The organism is Streptomyces europaeiscabiei (genome assembly GCF_001550375.1).
Classification (GTDB): domain Bacteria; phylum Actinomycetota; class Actinomycetes; order Streptomycetales; family Streptomycetaceae; genus Streptomyces; species Streptomyces europaeiscabiei.
Map to the genome: position 1 here is coordinate 14675 of NZ_LRTR01000479.1, position 16109 is coordinate 30783.

General features: G+C 69.8%; 10 protein-coding genes. 4 read left to right on the plus strand and 6 right to left on the minus strand.

Annotated elements, in window-relative coordinates; all coding sequences use genetic code 11:
* Positions 1-119 precede the first annotated feature (119 nt).
* The 4 genes from AWZ10_RS23235 to AWZ10_RS23250 all read right to left on the minus strand — a co-directional run bounded on the left by AWZ10_RS23235 (position 120) and on the right by AWZ10_RS23250 (position 5440).
* Positions 120-1736 carry a glycerol-3-phosphate dehydrogenase/oxidase gene (locus tag AWZ10_RS23235; protein ID WP_060891966.1) on the minus strand — a complete coding sequence of 539 codons (1617 nt, stop codon included), beginning with the start codon at positions 1734-1736 and terminating at the stop codon, positions 120-122.
* A 54-nt stretch (positions 1737-1790) separates the two neighbouring features.
* A complete protein-coding gene (gene glpK, locus AWZ10_RS23240) occupies positions 1791-3329 on the minus strand; it encodes a glycerol kinase GlpK (RefSeq protein ID WP_046705327.1) in 1539 nt (512 codons plus the stop codon).
* A gap of 100 nt (positions 3330-3429) precedes the next feature.
* Positions 3430-4230 carry an MIP/aquaporin family protein gene (locus AWZ10_RS23245; RefSeq protein ID WP_046705326.1) on the minus strand — a complete coding sequence of 267 codons (801 nt, stop codon included), beginning with the start codon at positions 4228-4230 and terminating at the stop codon, positions 3430-3432.
* A 445-nt stretch (positions 4231-4675) separates the two neighbouring features.
* Positions 4676-5440 carry an IclR family transcriptional regulator gene (locus AWZ10_RS23250; RefSeq protein WP_037701829.1) on the minus strand — a complete coding sequence of 255 codons (765 nt, stop codon included), beginning with the start codon at positions 5438-5440 and terminating at the stop codon, positions 4676-4678.
* A 382-nt stretch (positions 5441-5822) separates the two neighbouring features.
* On the opposite strand from AWZ10_RS23250, the gene metH reads away from it, so the two are divergent.
* From metH to AWZ10_RS23270, 4 genes are all read left to right on the plus strand, one after another.
* Positions 5823-9350, plus strand: coding sequence for a methionine synthase (gene metH, locus AWZ10_RS23255; RefSeq protein ID WP_046705324.1), 3528 nt, complete (start codon positions 5823-5825; stop codon positions 9348-9350).
* 224 nt (positions 9351-9574) lie between these two features.
* The gene (locus tag AWZ10_RS23260; protein WP_060891967.1) at positions 9575-10279 is read left to right on the plus strand and encodes an HAD family hydrolase; all 705 of its coding nucleotides are present in this window, start codon (positions 9575-9577) and stop codon (positions 10277-10279) included.
* A 406-nt stretch (positions 10280-10685) separates the two neighbouring features.
* Entirely contained in the window at positions 10686-12290 is a 1605-nt protein-coding gene (locus tag AWZ10_RS23265; protein ID WP_046705322.1) for an ABC transporter substrate-binding protein, read from the plus strand.
* Positions 12291-12381: 91 nt separating this feature from the next.
* A complete protein-coding gene (locus AWZ10_RS23270; RefSeq protein WP_046705321.1) occupies positions 12382-13965 on the plus strand; it encodes an ABC transporter substrate-binding protein in 1584 nt (527 codons plus the stop codon).
* Positions 13966-14044: 79 nt separating this feature from the next.
* On the opposite strand, the gene AWZ10_RS23275 is transcribed toward AWZ10_RS23270, so the two are convergent.
* Together AWZ10_RS23275 and AWZ10_RS23280 are read right to left on the minus strand one after the other, a co-directional pair.
* Complete coding sequence (locus tag AWZ10_RS23275) at positions 14045-14716, minus strand: response regulator (RefSeq protein WP_046709843.1); 672 nt, start codon at positions 14714-14716, stop codon at positions 14045-14047.
* Positions 14717-14824: 108 nt separating this feature from the next.
* On the minus strand, positions 14825-15724 hold the full coding sequence (locus AWZ10_RS23280) for a RecB family exonuclease (RefSeq protein WP_046709842.1): 900 nt from the start codon (positions 15722-15724) through the stop codon (positions 14825-14827).
* Positions 15725-16109: the final 385 nt, after the last annotated feature.

Genomic DNA, 16109 nt, shown 5'->3' on the forward strand with positions numbered 1-16109 from the left:
CCGCAGGTGACGGGCGCCGCACGCACAAGAGGCGGCCCCGTCGCCGTAGTGGTGACGGGGCCGCGTCAGAATCGCTCGGTCCGGCCCCGGTCAGGGGGAGGGGCCGGACCGAGAGTCGGTTACTTCTTGTCGAGCAGGTCCTGGACCTTCGTGCGGACCTCGTCCGTCGCCAGTCCCCGTATCGTCAGCGTCGTGCGGCGCCGCAGCACGTCGTCGGCCGTCTCGGCCCACTCGGTGTCTCGGGCGTAGACGACCTGCGCCCAGATCTCCGGGGCGTCCGGGTGGACGCGCTCGCCGAGCTCGGGGTTCTCGTTGGCGAGACGGGCGATGTCGAAGGCCAGCGACCCGTAGTGCGTGGCCAGGTGCCGCGCGGTGTCGGCGCCCATGCGGGGGCCGGGCGCCGGGCCGTCGACGAGGAGCCGGTGGGCGACCGCGCGCGGGTTGGCGACACCCGGCAGCGGCAGCTTCTTCGGCAGCGAGGCGACCGGCTCGAAGTCCTCGCCCAGCGGGGCGCCGGGCAGCGCCTCCAGCTTCTTCATGATCGTGCGGCCGATGTGCCGGAAGGTCGTCCACTTGCCGCCCGCCACGGACAGCATGCCGCCCCGGCCCTCGGTGACGACCGTCTCGCGCTTGGCCTTCGCGGTGTCACCGGGACCGCCCGGCAGCACCCGCAGACCGGCGAAGGAGTACGTGATCAGGTCACGGTCGAGCTGCTGGTCCCGGATGGAGAACGCGGCCTCGTCCAGGATCTGGGCTATGTCCTTGTCGTTGACGGCCACGTCCGCCGGGTCGCCCTCGTACACCTCGTCGGTCGTGCCGAGCAGCAGCATGTCCTCCCAGGGGAGGGCGAAGGTGATGCGGTACTTGTCGATGGGGGTGGCGAGCGCGGCCTTCCACGGTGCCGTCCGCTTCAGCACCAGGTGCGCGCCCTTGGACAGCCGGATGGACGGCGCCGCGTCCGGGTTCTCCATCCTGCGCAGGTGGTCGACCCACGGCCCGGTCGCGTTCAGCACCAGCCGGGCGCTCACGCCGAACTCGTCGCCGGAGAGCCGGTCGCGCAGCTCGGCACCGGTCACCCGGCCCTTGGTGAACCGCAGACCGGTGACCTCGGCGTGGTTCAGGACCACGGCACCCGACTCGACGGCCGCGCGGACCGTCATCAGGGCCATCCGGGAGTCGTTCATCTGGTCGTCGCCGTACACGGCCACGGCCTTGAGGTTCTCGGTGCGCAGTTCGGGCACGTCCTGCGCGGCCTTCGACGGCGAGAGCAGATGGCCCACGCCGTCACCGAAGGCCGACAGCGCGGAGTAGGCGAAGACGCCCGCCCCGAGCTTCGCCGCGCCGTGCGGCCCGCCCTTGTACACGGGGAGGTAGAACGTGAGCGGGTTCGCCAGGTGGGGGGCCACCTGGCGGGACACCGCACGGCGCTCGAAGTGGTTCTCCGCCACCAGCTTCACCGCGCCGGTCTGCAGATAGCGCAGACCGCCGTGGAGCAGTTTGGAGGAGGCGGAGGAGGTGGCGCCGGCGAAGTCGCCGGCGTCGACCAGCGCCACCCTGAGCCCGGACTGCGCGGCGTGCCAGGCGGTGGAGATGCCCAGGATGCCGCCGCCGATCACGAGAAGGTCGTACGACGCCTTGGCGAGCTGCTCCCGGGTCTCGGCACGGCTCGGGTTCAAGCCGGACGCCGGGCGCGTCCCCAGGGCAGGCAGGGTCTGCAGGGTGGTCTGACTGGTCATGTCGGGTTACTACTCCTCATCAGAGCCGGTGTCGGAGCCTTCGTCGGCTCCTGCTCAGCTCTCGTCCTCGAGCCAGCCCATGGTCCGCTCGACGGCCTTGAGCCAGCTCTTGTACTCACGGTCGCGGGTGTCCGCGTCCATGCGGGGCGTCCACTCGGCGGCCCGACGCCAGTTGGCGCGCAGGTCGTCGGTGTTGGTCCAGAAGCCGACGGCGAGACCGGCGGCGTAGGCGGCGCCGAGGCAGGTGGTCTCGGCGACCATCGGGCGCACCACGGGGGCGTCGAGGAAGTCCGAGAGGGTCTGCATCAGCAGGTTGTTGGAGGTCATGCCGCCGTCGACCTTGAGGGCCGCGAGCTCCACGCCCGAGTCCTTGGTCATGGCGTCCGTGATCTCACGGGTCTGCCAGGCGGTGGCCTCCAGGACGGCGCGCGCGAGGTGCGCCTTGGTGACGTACCGGGTGAGACCGGCGATCACACCGCGGGCGTCGGAGCGCCAGTACGGGGCGAACAGACCGGAGAAGGCCGGCACGAAGTAGGCGCCGCCGTTGTCCTCGACCGAGAGCGCCAGCGTCTCGATCTCGGCGGCGGTGGAGATGAGGCCCATCTGGTCGCGCATCCACTGCACCAGCGAACCGGTGACGGCGATCGAGCCCTCCAGCGCGTAGACCGGCTTCTGGTCGCCGATCCGGTAGCCGACCGTGGTCAGCAGGCCGCTGTAGGAGTTGATGATCTTCTCGCCGGTGTTCAGCAGCATGAACGTGCCGGTGCCGTACGTGGACTTGGCCTCGCCCTCGGCGAAACAGGTCTGGCCGAACAGGGCCGCCTGCTGGTCGCCGAGCGCGGAGGCGACCGGGATGCCACCGAGCAGGTCGCCGAGCCTGCCGCCGGTGACCTCGCCGTACACCTCGGCGGACGAGCGGATCTCCGGGAGCATCGACAGCGGGACGCCGATGGACTCGGCGATCTTCTCGTCCCACTCCAGGGTGTGCAGGTTCATCAGCATGGTGCGGGAGGCGTTGGTGACGTCGGTGACGTGGTGGCCGCCGTCGACACCGCCCGTCAGGTTCCAGATGACCCAGCTGTCCATGGTGCCGAAGAGGATGTCGCCGGCCTCGGCGCGCTCGCGCAGACCCTCGACGTTGTCCAGGAGCCAGCGGGCCTTCGGACCGGCGAAGTACGAGGCCAGCGGCAGGCCGGTCTCGCGGCGGAAGCGGTCCTGGCCGACGTTGCGGCCGAGCTCACGGCAGAGGGCGTCGGTGCGGGTGTCCTGCCAGACGATGGCGTTGTGGACGGGCTCACCGGTGTTCTTGTCCCAGAGCAGCGTGGTCTCGCGCTGGTTGGTGATGCCGATGGCCTTGATGTCGTCGCGGGTGATGCCGGCCTTCTCGATGGCCCCGGCGACGACCTCCTGGACGTTCGTCCAGATCTCGGTGGCGTCGTGCTCGACCCAGCCCGGCTTCGGGAAGATCTGCTCGTGCTCCTTCTGGTCGACGGAGACGATGCGTCCGTCGCGGTCGAAGACGATGCAGCGGCTGGAGGTGGTGCCCTGGTCGATGGCGGCGATGAAGGGCCCGGCGGTGTGGGCGTCGGTCACGGTGTGCTCCTGAAAGTCACTGGGTATGGGGCTGTACGTACGGCGCGTGCTGAGCGTTTCGCGAGATCCCGGGTTTTCCGTGATCTGCGGCTCGGTGCTCTCAAGCGAAGGCGACGTTGTAGATGCCTGCAGCGATGGCGGCGCCGATCAGGGGGCCGACCACCGGGACCCAGGCGTAGCTCCAGTCGGAGCCGCCCTTGTTGGGCAGGGGCAGAAGGGCGTGGACGATACGCGGACCGAGGTCACGGGCCGGGTTGATCGCGTAACCGGTCGGTCCGCCGAGGGACAGACCGATGGAGACCACGACGAGCGCGGTGATCAGGGCGCCGAGAGTGCCGAGACCCTTGCCGTCGCCGTTCAGGCCCTGCGTCAGGACCGCCAGGACGAGCACGATGGTGCCGATGACCTCGGTGGCGACGTTCTGCCAGGCGACGCGGACCTCGGGGCCGGTGGAGAAGATGCCGAGCACGGGGCCGGCGCCGGCCTCCCGGGCCTCGACGGACTTGGTCCTGGCGCCCTTCGAGGCCGGATCGCCGACGATGTCCTTGTCGGTGAGGTGGGCGTGGAACTGGCCGTAGTAGGCGACCCAGACCAGAGCCGCGCCGATCATCGCGCCGAGCAGCTGCCCGCCCCAGTAGACCGGGACATCGCTCCACGCGATGCCGTTCTTCTTCAGCGCGAGCGCGAGGGTCACGGCCGGGTTGAGGTGGGCGCCGGAGAGCGGCGCGGAGGTGTAGACGGCCGTCAGAACGGCGAAACCCCACCCGAAGGTGATGGCGAGCCAACCGGCGTTACGGGCCTTGGAGGCCTTCAGGGTTACGGCCGCGCAGACGCCGCCGCCGAGCAGGATGAGTATGGCGGTACCGATGGTCTCGCCGATGAAGATGTCGGAGCTGGACACCCGCGACTCCTTTGTCCTTCGTCCAGGGGAAGGCGAACCCCGGGTCCCATCCGGGGGTCCGCGCCCTCGGGGGTGAGAGCTGTCCCGGCCCTTGGCGTTGTCACACTCTAGCGCGTATTGCCGGTAGGTGTTCGACAATGCCGACCGATGGACGGGAGTCTCGCTGTGGCGTGAGTGCCTAGTCAAGGGTCCTGTTATCGAAAACACGATCGTTATTGATCGAAGTGGCTTATCGATCTTGAGGTGGCTGGTATGGGTGCCCACGCCGGTGCGCCACGCGGGCGCGCGGGGGGACCCGGACGCGGCGAAGGCCGGGACGCCCCAGGGGGTGTCCCGGCCTTCGCGGGTCAGGTTTCGCGGGTCAGGTCAGGTCGGGCCGGTCCGGGTCAGGTAGGTCGGGCCGGTCCGGGTCAGGTCGGGCCGGTCCGGGTCGGGCCGTGGGGTGTCAGAACCGCCCGGCGCCCAGGTCCCGCGACACCGCGCGGGCGCAGTCCCGTACGGCCGCGATCAGCTCGGGGCGCAGCTCGCCCTCGCGGCACAGTCGCTCCACGGCGCCGGTGATGCCGACCGCGCCGACGGGCATGCGCCGCCGGTCGTGGATGGGGGCGGCGATGGACGCCACCCCCTCCCAGGTCTCCTCGACGTCGGCCGCGTACCCGCGCGCGCGGGTGATGTCCAGGACGCCCTCGAAGTCGTCCAGGGTGTGGACGGTGCGGTCGGTGAACGCCTTGCGCTCGCCCTCCAGGACCTCGCTGTGCGCCACCGGGTCGTACGCCGCGAGGACCTTGCCCAGGGCCGTGGAGTGCAGAGGCTGCATGGCCCCTATCTCCAGGACCTGCCGGCTGTCGTCGGGCCGGAAGACGTGGTGCACGATCAGCACGCCCTGCTGGTGCAGCACGCCCAGATGGACACTCTCGCCGCTGGAACGGGCCAGGTCGTCCGTCCAGACCAGGGCGCGCGCCCGCAGTTCGTGGACGTCCAGATAGGTGGTCCCGAGCCGCAGCAGCTCGGCCCCCAGCTGATAGCGCCCGGAGGCGTCGTCCTGCTCGACGAACCCCTCCTGCTGGAGCGTGCGCAGTATGCCGTGGGCGGTGCCTTTGGCGAGGCCCAGCGACGAGGCGATGTCCGACAGGCCGAGCCGCCGCTCGCCGCCTCCGAGCAACCGCAGCATCGCGGCCGCCCGTTCGAGCGACTGGATGTTCCGTGCCATCGCCGTCCTGCCTCCGTCCCCTTCGGCCGCCGTACGCGACTGAACTACCATCGTTCGGCAATGTCGAACACTACCGGTCGTTGCCGACCTCCTGCCAATGGCCGTCAACAGCTTTTCGGCCACACTCCCCGCGCGGTGACGTTCCCGTGCCCGACCGGTGCCCGTTCGACGGTCATGTGATCGTGGGGTGTGCGTTCGGTGCCGGAGCAGTGTCCGTCGTTCTTTTCGTCGTCGGAGTAAACCGCACTCGGCCGCGTACGCCACGCCAGTCCGTCCCGTGGACTCCCCTGACCGTCCGCGGCGCTCCGGGCTACCCTTGCGGCGTGCGCCTTCCATGGGAAGCCGCAAAGCCGACAGCCGTCGCACTCCAGGGAGCAGCTCCATGGCCTCGTTGCCGAACCCGTCCGCTTCGTCCGCCGCCGCCGGTCGGGCCCGATCCGACGCCCTGCGCGAGGCCCTCGCCACCCGTGTGGTGGTCGCCGACGGCGCGATGGGCACGATGCTTCAGGCCCAGGACCCCACCATGGAGGACTTCGAGCAGCTGGAGGGCTGCAACGAGGTCCTGAACGCCACCCGCCCCGACATCGTCCGCGCGGTGCACTCCGCGTACTTCGACGCGGGCGTCGACTGCGTGGAGACCAACACCTTCGGCGCGAACCTCACCGCACTGGGCGAGTACGACATCCCCGAGCGCACCGCCGAGCTGTCCGAGGCGGGTGCCCGCATCGCCCGCGAGACGGCGGACGAGTTCGCCGCGCGCGACGGCCGCCAGCGCTGGGTGCTGGGCTCGATCGGTCCGGGCACCAAGCTGCCGACCCTCGGCCACACGACCTTCACCGCCATCCGGGACGCGTACCAGCAGAACGCCGAAGGACTGCTGGCCGGCGGCGCCGACGCGCTGCTGGTGGAGACGACCCAGGACCTGCTGCAGACGAAGGCATCCGTCATCGCCGCCCGCCGCGCGATGGAGACGGCCGGATACGACGTCCCCCTGATCGTCTCGGTGACGGTCGAGACGACGGGCACCATGCTGCTCGGCTCCGAGATCGGTGCCGCGCTGACGGCGCTGGAGCCGCTGGGCATCGACATGATCGGCCTGAACTGCGCGACCGGCCCCGCCGAGATGAGCGAGCACCTGCGCTATCTGGCCCGCCACTCCCGCATCCAGCTGTCCTGCATGCCCAACGCCGGCCTGCCGGTGCTGACCAAGGACGGCGCCCACTACCCGCTCACGGCCCCCGAGCTCGCCGACGCCCAGGAGAACTTCGTCCGCGACTACGGCCTCTCCCTCGTCGGCGGCTGCTGCGGTACGACGCCCGAGCATCTGCGGCAGGTCGTCGAGCGGGTCCGGGACCTCACGCCCGGCGCACGCGACCCGCGCCCCGAGCCGGGCGCCGCCTCGCTCTACCAGACCGTCCCCTTCCGCCAGGACACCGCGTACATGGCGATCGGCGAGCGGACGAACGCCAACGGGTCGAAGAAGTTCCGTGAGGCCATGCTGGAGGCCCGCTGGGACGACTGTGTGGAGATGGCCCGCGACCAGATCCGCGAGGGCGCCCACATGCTCGACCTGTGTGTCGACTACGTGGGCCGCGACGGTGTCGCCGACATGGCCGAACTCGCCGGGCGCTTCGCCACCGCCTCCACCCTCCCGATCGTGCTGGACTCCACCGAAGTACCCGTCATCCGGGCCGGGTTGGAAAAGCTCGGCGGCCGTGCGGTCATCAACTCCGTCAACTACGAGGACGGCGACGGCCCCGAGTCCCGCTTCGCCAAGGTCACCGCGCTCGCCCAGGAGCACGGCGCCGCGCTGATCGCGCTGACCATCGACGAGGAGGGGCAGGCCCGCACACCGGAGACGAAGGTCGCGATCGCCGAACGCCTCATCGACGACCTCACCGGCAACTGGGGGATCCACGAGTCGGACATCCTCATCGACACCCTGACCTTCACCATCTGCACCGGCCAGGAGGAGTCCCGCAAGGACGGCATCGCCACCATCGAGGCGATCCGCGAACTCAAGCGCCGTCGCCCCGAGGTGCAGACGACGCTGGGGCTGTCGAACATCTCCTTCGGCCTCAATCCGGCCGCCCGTGTCCTCCTCAACTCCGTCTTCCTCGACGAGTGCGCGAAGGCGGGCCTGGACTCGGCGATCGTGCACGCCTCCAAGATCCTGCCGATCGCCCGCTTCAGCGAGGAGGAGGTCCAGACCGCTCTCGACCTCATCCACGACCGCCGCGCCGAGGGCTACGACCCCCTCCAGAGGCTCATGGCACTGTTCGAGGGCGCCACCACCAAGTCGCTGAAGGCGGGCAGGGCCGAGGAACTGGCCGCCCTCCCGCTGGACGAGCGCCTCAAGCGCCGCATCATCGACGGCGAGAAGAACGGCCTGGAGGCCGACCTCGACGAGGCCCTCCAAACCCGCCCGGCCCTCGACATCGTCAACGACACCCTCCTGGACGGCATGAAGGTCGTCGGTGAACTCTTCGGCTCCGGACAGATGCAGCTGCCGTTCGTGCTGCAGTCCGCCGAGGTCATGAAGACCGCCGTCGCCCACCTCGAACCGCACATGGAGAAGTCCGACGCCGAGGGCAAGGGCACCATCGTCCTGGCGACCGTGCGCGGCGACGTCCACGACATCGGCAAGAACCTCGTCGACATCATCCTGTCCAACAACGGCTACAACGTCGTCAACCTCGGCATCAAGCAGCCGGTCTCCGCGATCCTCGACGCCGCCAAGGAGCACCGGGCCGACGTCATCGGCATGTCCGGCCTCCTGGTCAAGTCCACAGTGATCATGAAGGAGAACCTGGAGGAGCTGAACCAGCGCGGCCTGGCCGCCGACTACCCGGTCATCCTCGGCGGCGCCGCCCTCACCCGCGCCTACGTCGAGCAGGACCTGTACGAGATCTACGGCGGAGAGGTCCGCTACGCCCGCGACGCCTTCGAGGGCCTGCGCCTGATGGACGCCCTCATCGGCGTCAAGCGGGGCGTGCCGGGGGCGACCCTGCCCGAGCTGAGGCAGCGCCGCGTACGGGCGACGGCCACCGCCACGGCGGTCGAGGAACGCCCCGAGGAGGGCCACGTCCGCTCCGACGTCGCCACCGACAACCCCGTCCCCACGCCCCCGTTCCGGGGCACCCGCGTCATCAAGGGCATCCAGCTCAAGGAGTACGCGACCTGGCTCGACGAGGGCGCCCTCTTCAAGGGCCAGTGGGGGCTGAAGCAGGCCCGCACCGGCGACGGGCCGACCTACGAGGAACTCGTCGAGACCGAGGGCCGGCCCCGGCTGCGCGGCCTGCTGGACAAGCTGCAGACCGACAACCTCCTCGAAGCGGCCGTCGTCTACGGCTACTTCCCCTGTGTCTCCAAGGACGACGACCTGATCATCCTGGACGACGACGGCAACGAACGGACCCGGTTCTCCTTCCCGCGTCAGCGACGGGGCCGCCGGCTGTGCCTGGCCGACTTCTTCCGCCCGGAGGAGTCCGGCGAGACCGACGTGGTCGGCCTTCAGGTCGTCACCGTCGGCTCCCGCATCGGCGAGGAGACCGCCAAGCTCTTCGAGTCCAACTCCTACCGCGACTACCTCGAACTCCACGGCCTGTCCGTACAGCTGGCCGAGGCCCTCGCCGAGTACTGGCACGCCCGCGTGCGCTCGGAGCTGGGATTCGCCGGGGAGGACCCGACTGTGATCGAAGACATGTTCGACCTCAAGTACCGGGGCGCCCGCTTCTCCCTCGGCTACGGTGCCTGTCCCGACCTGGAGGACCGCGCCAAGATCGCGGAACTGCTGGAGCCCGAGCGGATCGGCGTACAGCTCTCGGAGGAGTTCCAGCTCCACCCCGAGCAGTCCACCGACGCGATCGTGATCCATCACCCCGAGGCGAAGTACTTCAACGCGCGATAGCCCTCCGCTCGGGGGGCCGTCGCCCGTCCGCGGATCCGTTGTGGCCCCTCGCGCCCACGCGGCGCAGCCCCGCACATCGAACACGGCACCGCGCCCCTCGCGGGGGAGCGGTGCCGCCTCGCCCGAAGGCGCTTCCCCGCGCGGCGTCGTAGACTGGACGGTCCACCGCAGGCCGGTTCCCCACCCGGGAACCGGCCTGCTCGTCCCACAAGGAGGTGCGCCGGATGACGACGACGATCCCCGCGCTAGGAACCCGTACGGCCGAAGGCTCCGCGCTGCAGGCCGTGCTCCTCGACATGGACGGCACCCTGGTGGACACCGAGGGCTTCTGGTGGGACGTGGAGGTGGAGATCTTCGCCGGCCTCGGCCACACCCTCGACGACTCCTGGCGTCATGTCGTGGTCGGCGGCCCCATGAGCCGCAGCGCGGGCTTCCTGATCGAGGCCACCGGCGCCGACATCACCTTCCCCGAGCTGAGCGTGCTGCTCAACGACGGCTTCGAGGCCCGTATCGGACACGCGCTGCCCCTGATGCCCGGCGCCTCCAGACTCCTCGCCGAGCTCGCCACGCACGGCGTCCCCACCGCCCTGGTATCCGCCTCGCACCGGCGCATCATCGACCGCGTCCTGACCTCGCTCGGCCCCCAGCACTTCGCGCTTACCGTCGCGGGGGACGAGGTCGAGCGGACCAAGCCGTTCCCCGACCCCTACCTTCTCGCGGCCTCCGGCCTCGGCGCGGATCCGGCCCGGTGCGCGGTCATCGAGGACACCGCGACCGGCGTCGCCGCCGCCGAGGCCGCCGGCTGCCATGTGGTCGCCGTCCCGTCCGTGTCCCCCATCGCCCCCGCCGCCCGGCGCACCGTCGTGACCTCGCTGGAAGAGGTCGACCTGCCATTTCTGCGCGGCCTGGTGACGATGACAGGCAATTGAGAACGCAAGCAATTCCAAGATCACGCACAGTGCCCCGCGCCGGGAATTCGGTCCGCTCGCAATGACTGAATTCCCGGACTCGGGAACCCCTTTCCGTCTGTGACGTTAACCACTCACGCAGGGCTTCGGGGCGGCCTCGGGGTGCGTCCAATCCCCGCATTCAGGGGTGTTCGGCACGCCTTTGTGTCCCGATTGGTGAAGGGTGCACCCAAACATTCCGTGCGCGCTACACCGTTTGTGTCCACATCCGGTTCCACAGCGTGATGGGAACCCAACTCCGGTGTGCGCGGGCCTCTCTGGCGGTGCGGGCTAATCTCGACACGAGAACATCGCCGTACTTCCCGTGACGCGCTCGCACCACCCCGCCAGCACCCGTCCCGGAACACAGCTCTGGAGAATCGCGAGCATGAACCGCAAGACCTTGGTGCTGCCGGCCGTGATCGGTCTGCTCGCCCCGGTACTCGCCGCCTGCGGTGCCACCGACAGCGCGGGTGGCAGCGGTGACGCGATCGTCGTCGGCACCACCGACCGGTTCACCGCCTCGAAGGACGCCCCGGCCCCCATCGACCCGGCCTACGCCTACGACGTCGGCACCTGGAACATCCTCCGCCAGACCGTGCAGACCCTCCTGGTCCAGCCCCGCGGCGACGGCGAACCGGAACCCGAGGCCGCCTCCAACTGCTCCTTCACCGACAGCGGCAACGAGCGCTACGCCTGCACCCTGCGCAGCGGCCTGAAGTTCGCCGACGGCTCCCCGGTCACCGCCGAGGACGTGAAGTTCTCCATCGACCGCGCCCGCTCCCTCAAGGCCGACAGCGGTGTCTTCGCCCTGCTGTCCACCATCGACCTCGTCGAGACCAAGGGCGACAACGAGGTGATCTTCCACCTCAACAGCCCCGACGCGACCCTCCCGTACAAGCTGTCCACCCCGGTCGCCGGCATCGTCAACCCCGCCGACTACGACAAGGGCGAGCTGCGCGACGGCTTCGAGGTCGACGGCTCCGGCCCGTACACCCTGGACGCCGAGGTCGAGAACAACGAGCTGGTCCGGGCCGTCTTCACCAAGAACCCCAACTACAAGGGTCAGTTGGACCCGCAGAACGACAAGGTCGAGCTGCGCTCCTTCGCGAACGCCGACGCCATGGGCACCGCCCTGAAGGACGGCGACATCGACCTGATGACCCGCACCATGACGCCGGAGCAGATCACCAAGCTCTCCGAGTCCGCCGACAGCGACATCGACGTGATCGAGTCCGCCGGCCTGGAGATCCGCTACCTCGCCTTCAACACCGACGCCTCCCCGGTCAGGAGCACGGCCGTCCGCCGGGCCATGGCCGAGGTCATCGACCGGGGCGAACTCGTCTCCAAGGTGTACGGCTCCCAGGCCGAACCCCTTTTCTCGCTGGTCCCGGCCGGCATCACCGGCCACTCCAACTCGTTCTTCAACAAGTACGGCGACCCGGACGTCGACAAGGCGAAGGCGACCCTGGAGACCGCAGGCGTCACCACCCCGGTGAAGCTGACCCTGCACTACACGACCGACCACTACGGCGCGGCCACGAAGAAGGAGTTCGAGCTGCTGAGGAAGCAGCTCAACGCCAGCGGCCTGTTCGACGTGACCATCAAGGGCGCCCCCTGGTCCACGTTCCGCCCCGCAGAGCAGGAGGGCGAGTACGCGGTCTACGGCATGGGCTGGTTCCCGGACTTCCCCGACGCCGACAACTACCTCGCGCCCTTCCTCGACAAGGACAACTTCCTCGGCCTGCCGTACGCCAACCGCGAGATCCGCACCGAGCTGATCCCCGATTCCCGCCGCGCGGCCGACCGCCTCACCGCCTCGGGCAGCCTCACCGGTATCCAGGACATCGTCGCCGACGACGTGCCGATCCTCCCGCTGTGGCAGGGCAAGCAGTACGTCGCCGCCCGGGACGACATCACCGGCGCCGAGTACGCCCTCAACGCCGCCTCGACGCTCCAGCTCTGGGAGCTGGGCCGCGGCAGGGGCGACTGACCGGACCTCACCACACCTCCGGACAGAGGCCGACCGGCCTCGGGGGAACCCGGAGCGCCCGCATGCACCCGACGACACAAGGCATCCATACGTGAACATACGCACCCAGTGGCCCGTCCTGACCATGGCGACAGGGCTTGCCGCCGGCCTGCTGACCGGTTGTGGCTCCGACTCGGGGGGATCCGGGGACTCCGGCTCCAACATCGTGGTGGGGATGTCCGACGACGTCCTGGCCACCGACCCCGCCTCCGGCTACGACCCCGGATCCTGGATCCTCTTCAACAACGTCTTCCAGTCGCTGCTGAGCTTCCCCAACGGCGCCACCGAGCCCGAACCGGACCTCGCCGAGGAATGCGCCTTCGCGGACAACGGCACCAAGGTCTACGAGTGCACCCTCAAGGGCGGCCTGAAGTTCAGCAACGGTGAGGCGCTCACCGCGAAGGACGTCAAGTTCTCCTTCGACCGCATGCTGAAGATCAACGACGACGCCGGCCCCGCGATCATGTTCCCCATGCTCGACAAGGTCGAGACCCCGGACGACAAGACCGTCCGCTTCGACCTCAAGTACGCCGACGCCACCTTCCCCAGCAAGATCGCCTCTGGCGCCGGCTCGATCGTCGACGAGAGCTCCTACGACGCCGACGGACTCCGCAAGGACGGCGAGGCGGTCGGATCCGGCCCCTACAAGCTGGAGTCCTTCGGTGACGACGAGGCCGTCTTCACCGTCAACGACAACTACAAGGGCACCGCCGACGTCGAGAACACCGGCGTCACCCTCAAGTTCTTCCACGGCGACCAGGACGCCCTGAAGAAGGACCTGCTGGAGGGCGACCTCGACGTCACCTACCGAGGCCTCAGCGCCTCCGACATCTCCGACATCGAGACCGACACCTCCACCGCCAACGGAGTCGACATCGTCGACGGCACCGGCGCCGAGGTCCAGCACCTCGTCTTCAACATGGACGACCCGGTCACCGGCAAGCTCGGCGTCCGCCAGGCCATCGCCCACCTCCTCGACCGCGAGGCCCTCGTCGACAAGGTCTACCAGGGCACCGCCACACCGCTGTACTCGATCATCCCGGCCGGCATCACCGGCCACAACACGGCCTTCTTCGACACCTACGGCGCCCGCCCCTCCGTGGACAAGGCCGAGGCCGCGCTGCGCGCCGACGGGATCACCGACAAGGTCGAACTGACCCTCTGGTCGACACCGTCGCGCTACGGCCCCTCCACCGACGAGGAGCTGGAGGCCATCGCCACGCAGCTCAACGACAGCGGGCTGTTCGACGCCGACGTGGAATCCGTCGCCTTCGGCCGGTACGAGAAGGACATCGCCGCCGGCAAGTACGGCGTGTACGTGAAGGGCTGGGTCCCCGACTACCCGGACCCCGACAACTTCACCGGCCCCTTCTTCGGCAAGGGCAACGTGCTGGGCAACAACTACACCAACGACACCATCACCGGTGAACTCCTCCCCAAGACCGCCGCCGAGAGCGAGCGCTCCTCCACGGAGAAGGAGTACGCCGAACTCCAGAACCTCGTCGCCACCGACGTCCCCCTCATCCCCATCTGGCAGGCCAAGCAGTACGCCGTCGTCGGCGACGACGTCTACGGCCTGGAGTACTGCCTGGACGCGTCGACCGTCTTCCGCTTCTGGGAGATCAGCAAGGGCTGACGCGACACGGCCACACACGCCGAGGGCGCCCTCTTCTGGTGAAGAGGGCGCCCTCGGCGCGCAATGAGATGTCCGGCGCCTACTGCGCGCCGGGGCGCACCAGCCCGCTCTCGTACGCGTACACCGCCGCCTGCACCCGGTCCCGCAGCCCCAGCTTGGTCAGCACATGACCCACATGCGTCTTGACCGTGGTCTCACTGACGAACAGATCGGCGGCGATCTCCGCGTTCGACAGACCCCGGGCCACCAGCTTCAGCACCTCGACCTCACGGTCGGTCAGCGTGTGCAGCGTGTCCGGCACCGGCTCGTCGCCCGATGGCAGATGCACCGCGTACTTGTCGAGAAGCCGGCGCGTGATGCTCGGCGCGAGCATCGCCTCCCCGCCCGCCACCACCCGGATCGCCTGCACCAGCTCATTGGCCGGCGCGTCCTTGAGCAGAAACCCGCTGGCACCCGCCCGCAGCGCCTCCACCACGTACTCGTCCAGGTCGAACGTGGTCAGCACCAGCACCTTCGCCGGACCGTCCCGTCCGGGCCCGGTGATCTGCCGGGTCGCCTCCACCCCGTCCATCCGAGGCATACGGATGTCCATCAGCACCACATCGGGCTGCAGCGCCCGCACCTGGTCGAGGGCCTGCAGACCGTCTCCGGCCTCTCCGACGACCGCGATGTCCTGCTCCGCCTCCAGAATCATCCGGAAGCCGGTGCGCAGCAGCGGCTGGTCGTCGACCAGTAGGACCCGGACGGCCACGAAAGTCTCCTTCGCTAGGGCCTGTCCTCTGGATCAGGCCGGCTTCGGGCCCCCGCGGCCCAGGCCTGATCCACCGGACAGGCCCTAGTCCGGGCCCATTCTGCCCTGTCAGTCGGCGGCCGACCCGGGCGACCTCACCTGGAGGGGGTACGGCGGGGGAGTACCGCCGAACTCCGGGCACACCGACCGGTGGTCGCACCAGCCGCACAGCTTGGTCGGCCGGGGCCGCCAGTCACCGCTCTCCGTCGCCAGCCGGATCGCCTCCCACAGCGCGAGCAGCTTGCGCTCCACCCGCTCCAGATCGGCGATCACCGGGTCGTACGTCAGGACGTCACCACTGCCGAGATAGACGAGCTGCAGCCGGCGCGGCACCACCTGCTTCAGACGCCACACCACCAGGGCGTAGAACTTCATCTGGAACAGCGCGCCCTCGGCGTACTCGGGCCGCGGCGCCTTGCCCGTCTTGTAGTCGACGATCCGCACCTCGCCGGTGGGCGCCACATCCACCCGGTCGATGATCCCGCGCAGCCTGAGCCCCGATTCCAGCTCGGCCTCCACGAACAACTCCCGCTCGGCGGGCTCCAGGCGTGTCGGGTCCTCCAGCGTGAACCAGCGCTCCACCAGCTGCTCGGCCTCGGCCAGCCAGCGCGCCAGCCGCTCACCCTCCGCGTCGTCCGCGAACAGCTCCACGACCTCCGGCCTGGTCTCCCGCAGCCGGTCCCACTGTCCGGGCACCAGCGACCTGGCCCGCGGTGCCGTCCGCTCGGCCGCCGGCGCGTCGAAGAGTCTCTCCAGCACCGCGTGGACCAGCGTGCCGCGCGTCGCCGCCTCACTCGGCTTCTCGGGCAGCCGGTCGATCACCCGGAACCGGTACAGCAGCGGGCACTGCATGAAGTCACTGGCGCGCGACGGTGACAGCGAGGCAGGGGGCGCGGCCGCCCGCACGGCAGGACGGCCGTCCTCGCCGTCCGCGGGAACGGAGGCCGTGCCGTCGGTGCTGGTTTCCATGACCCCAGACCATACGGCCCACCACTGACAGTGACAGCCACGGGCCCGTAGGACCACCGACCGGCACCGCACACGCCGACACCCGTGTGCGTCGTGCGACGCGGGGGAGAAGACAGGGGTGCCGGGGCGGAACGTGCCCCGGCGACCGCATAGCATCGACCGCAGACCCTTCCGCCCGGCCACCGGGCGCGGAAGACGCTTCGAACGAGGGGACATCGTGGAGACGAGCGGCGGGAGCGGGCAGCCGCGGTCCGACAGCGACGGGGCGCCCGAGCGCGCACACCGCGACGCGACCGAACCACCGGCGGAGAACGGCGCCCCCACGCCCCCCCCCCCCCCCCCCCCCCCCCCCCCCCCCCCCCCCCCCCCCCCCCCCCCCCCCCCC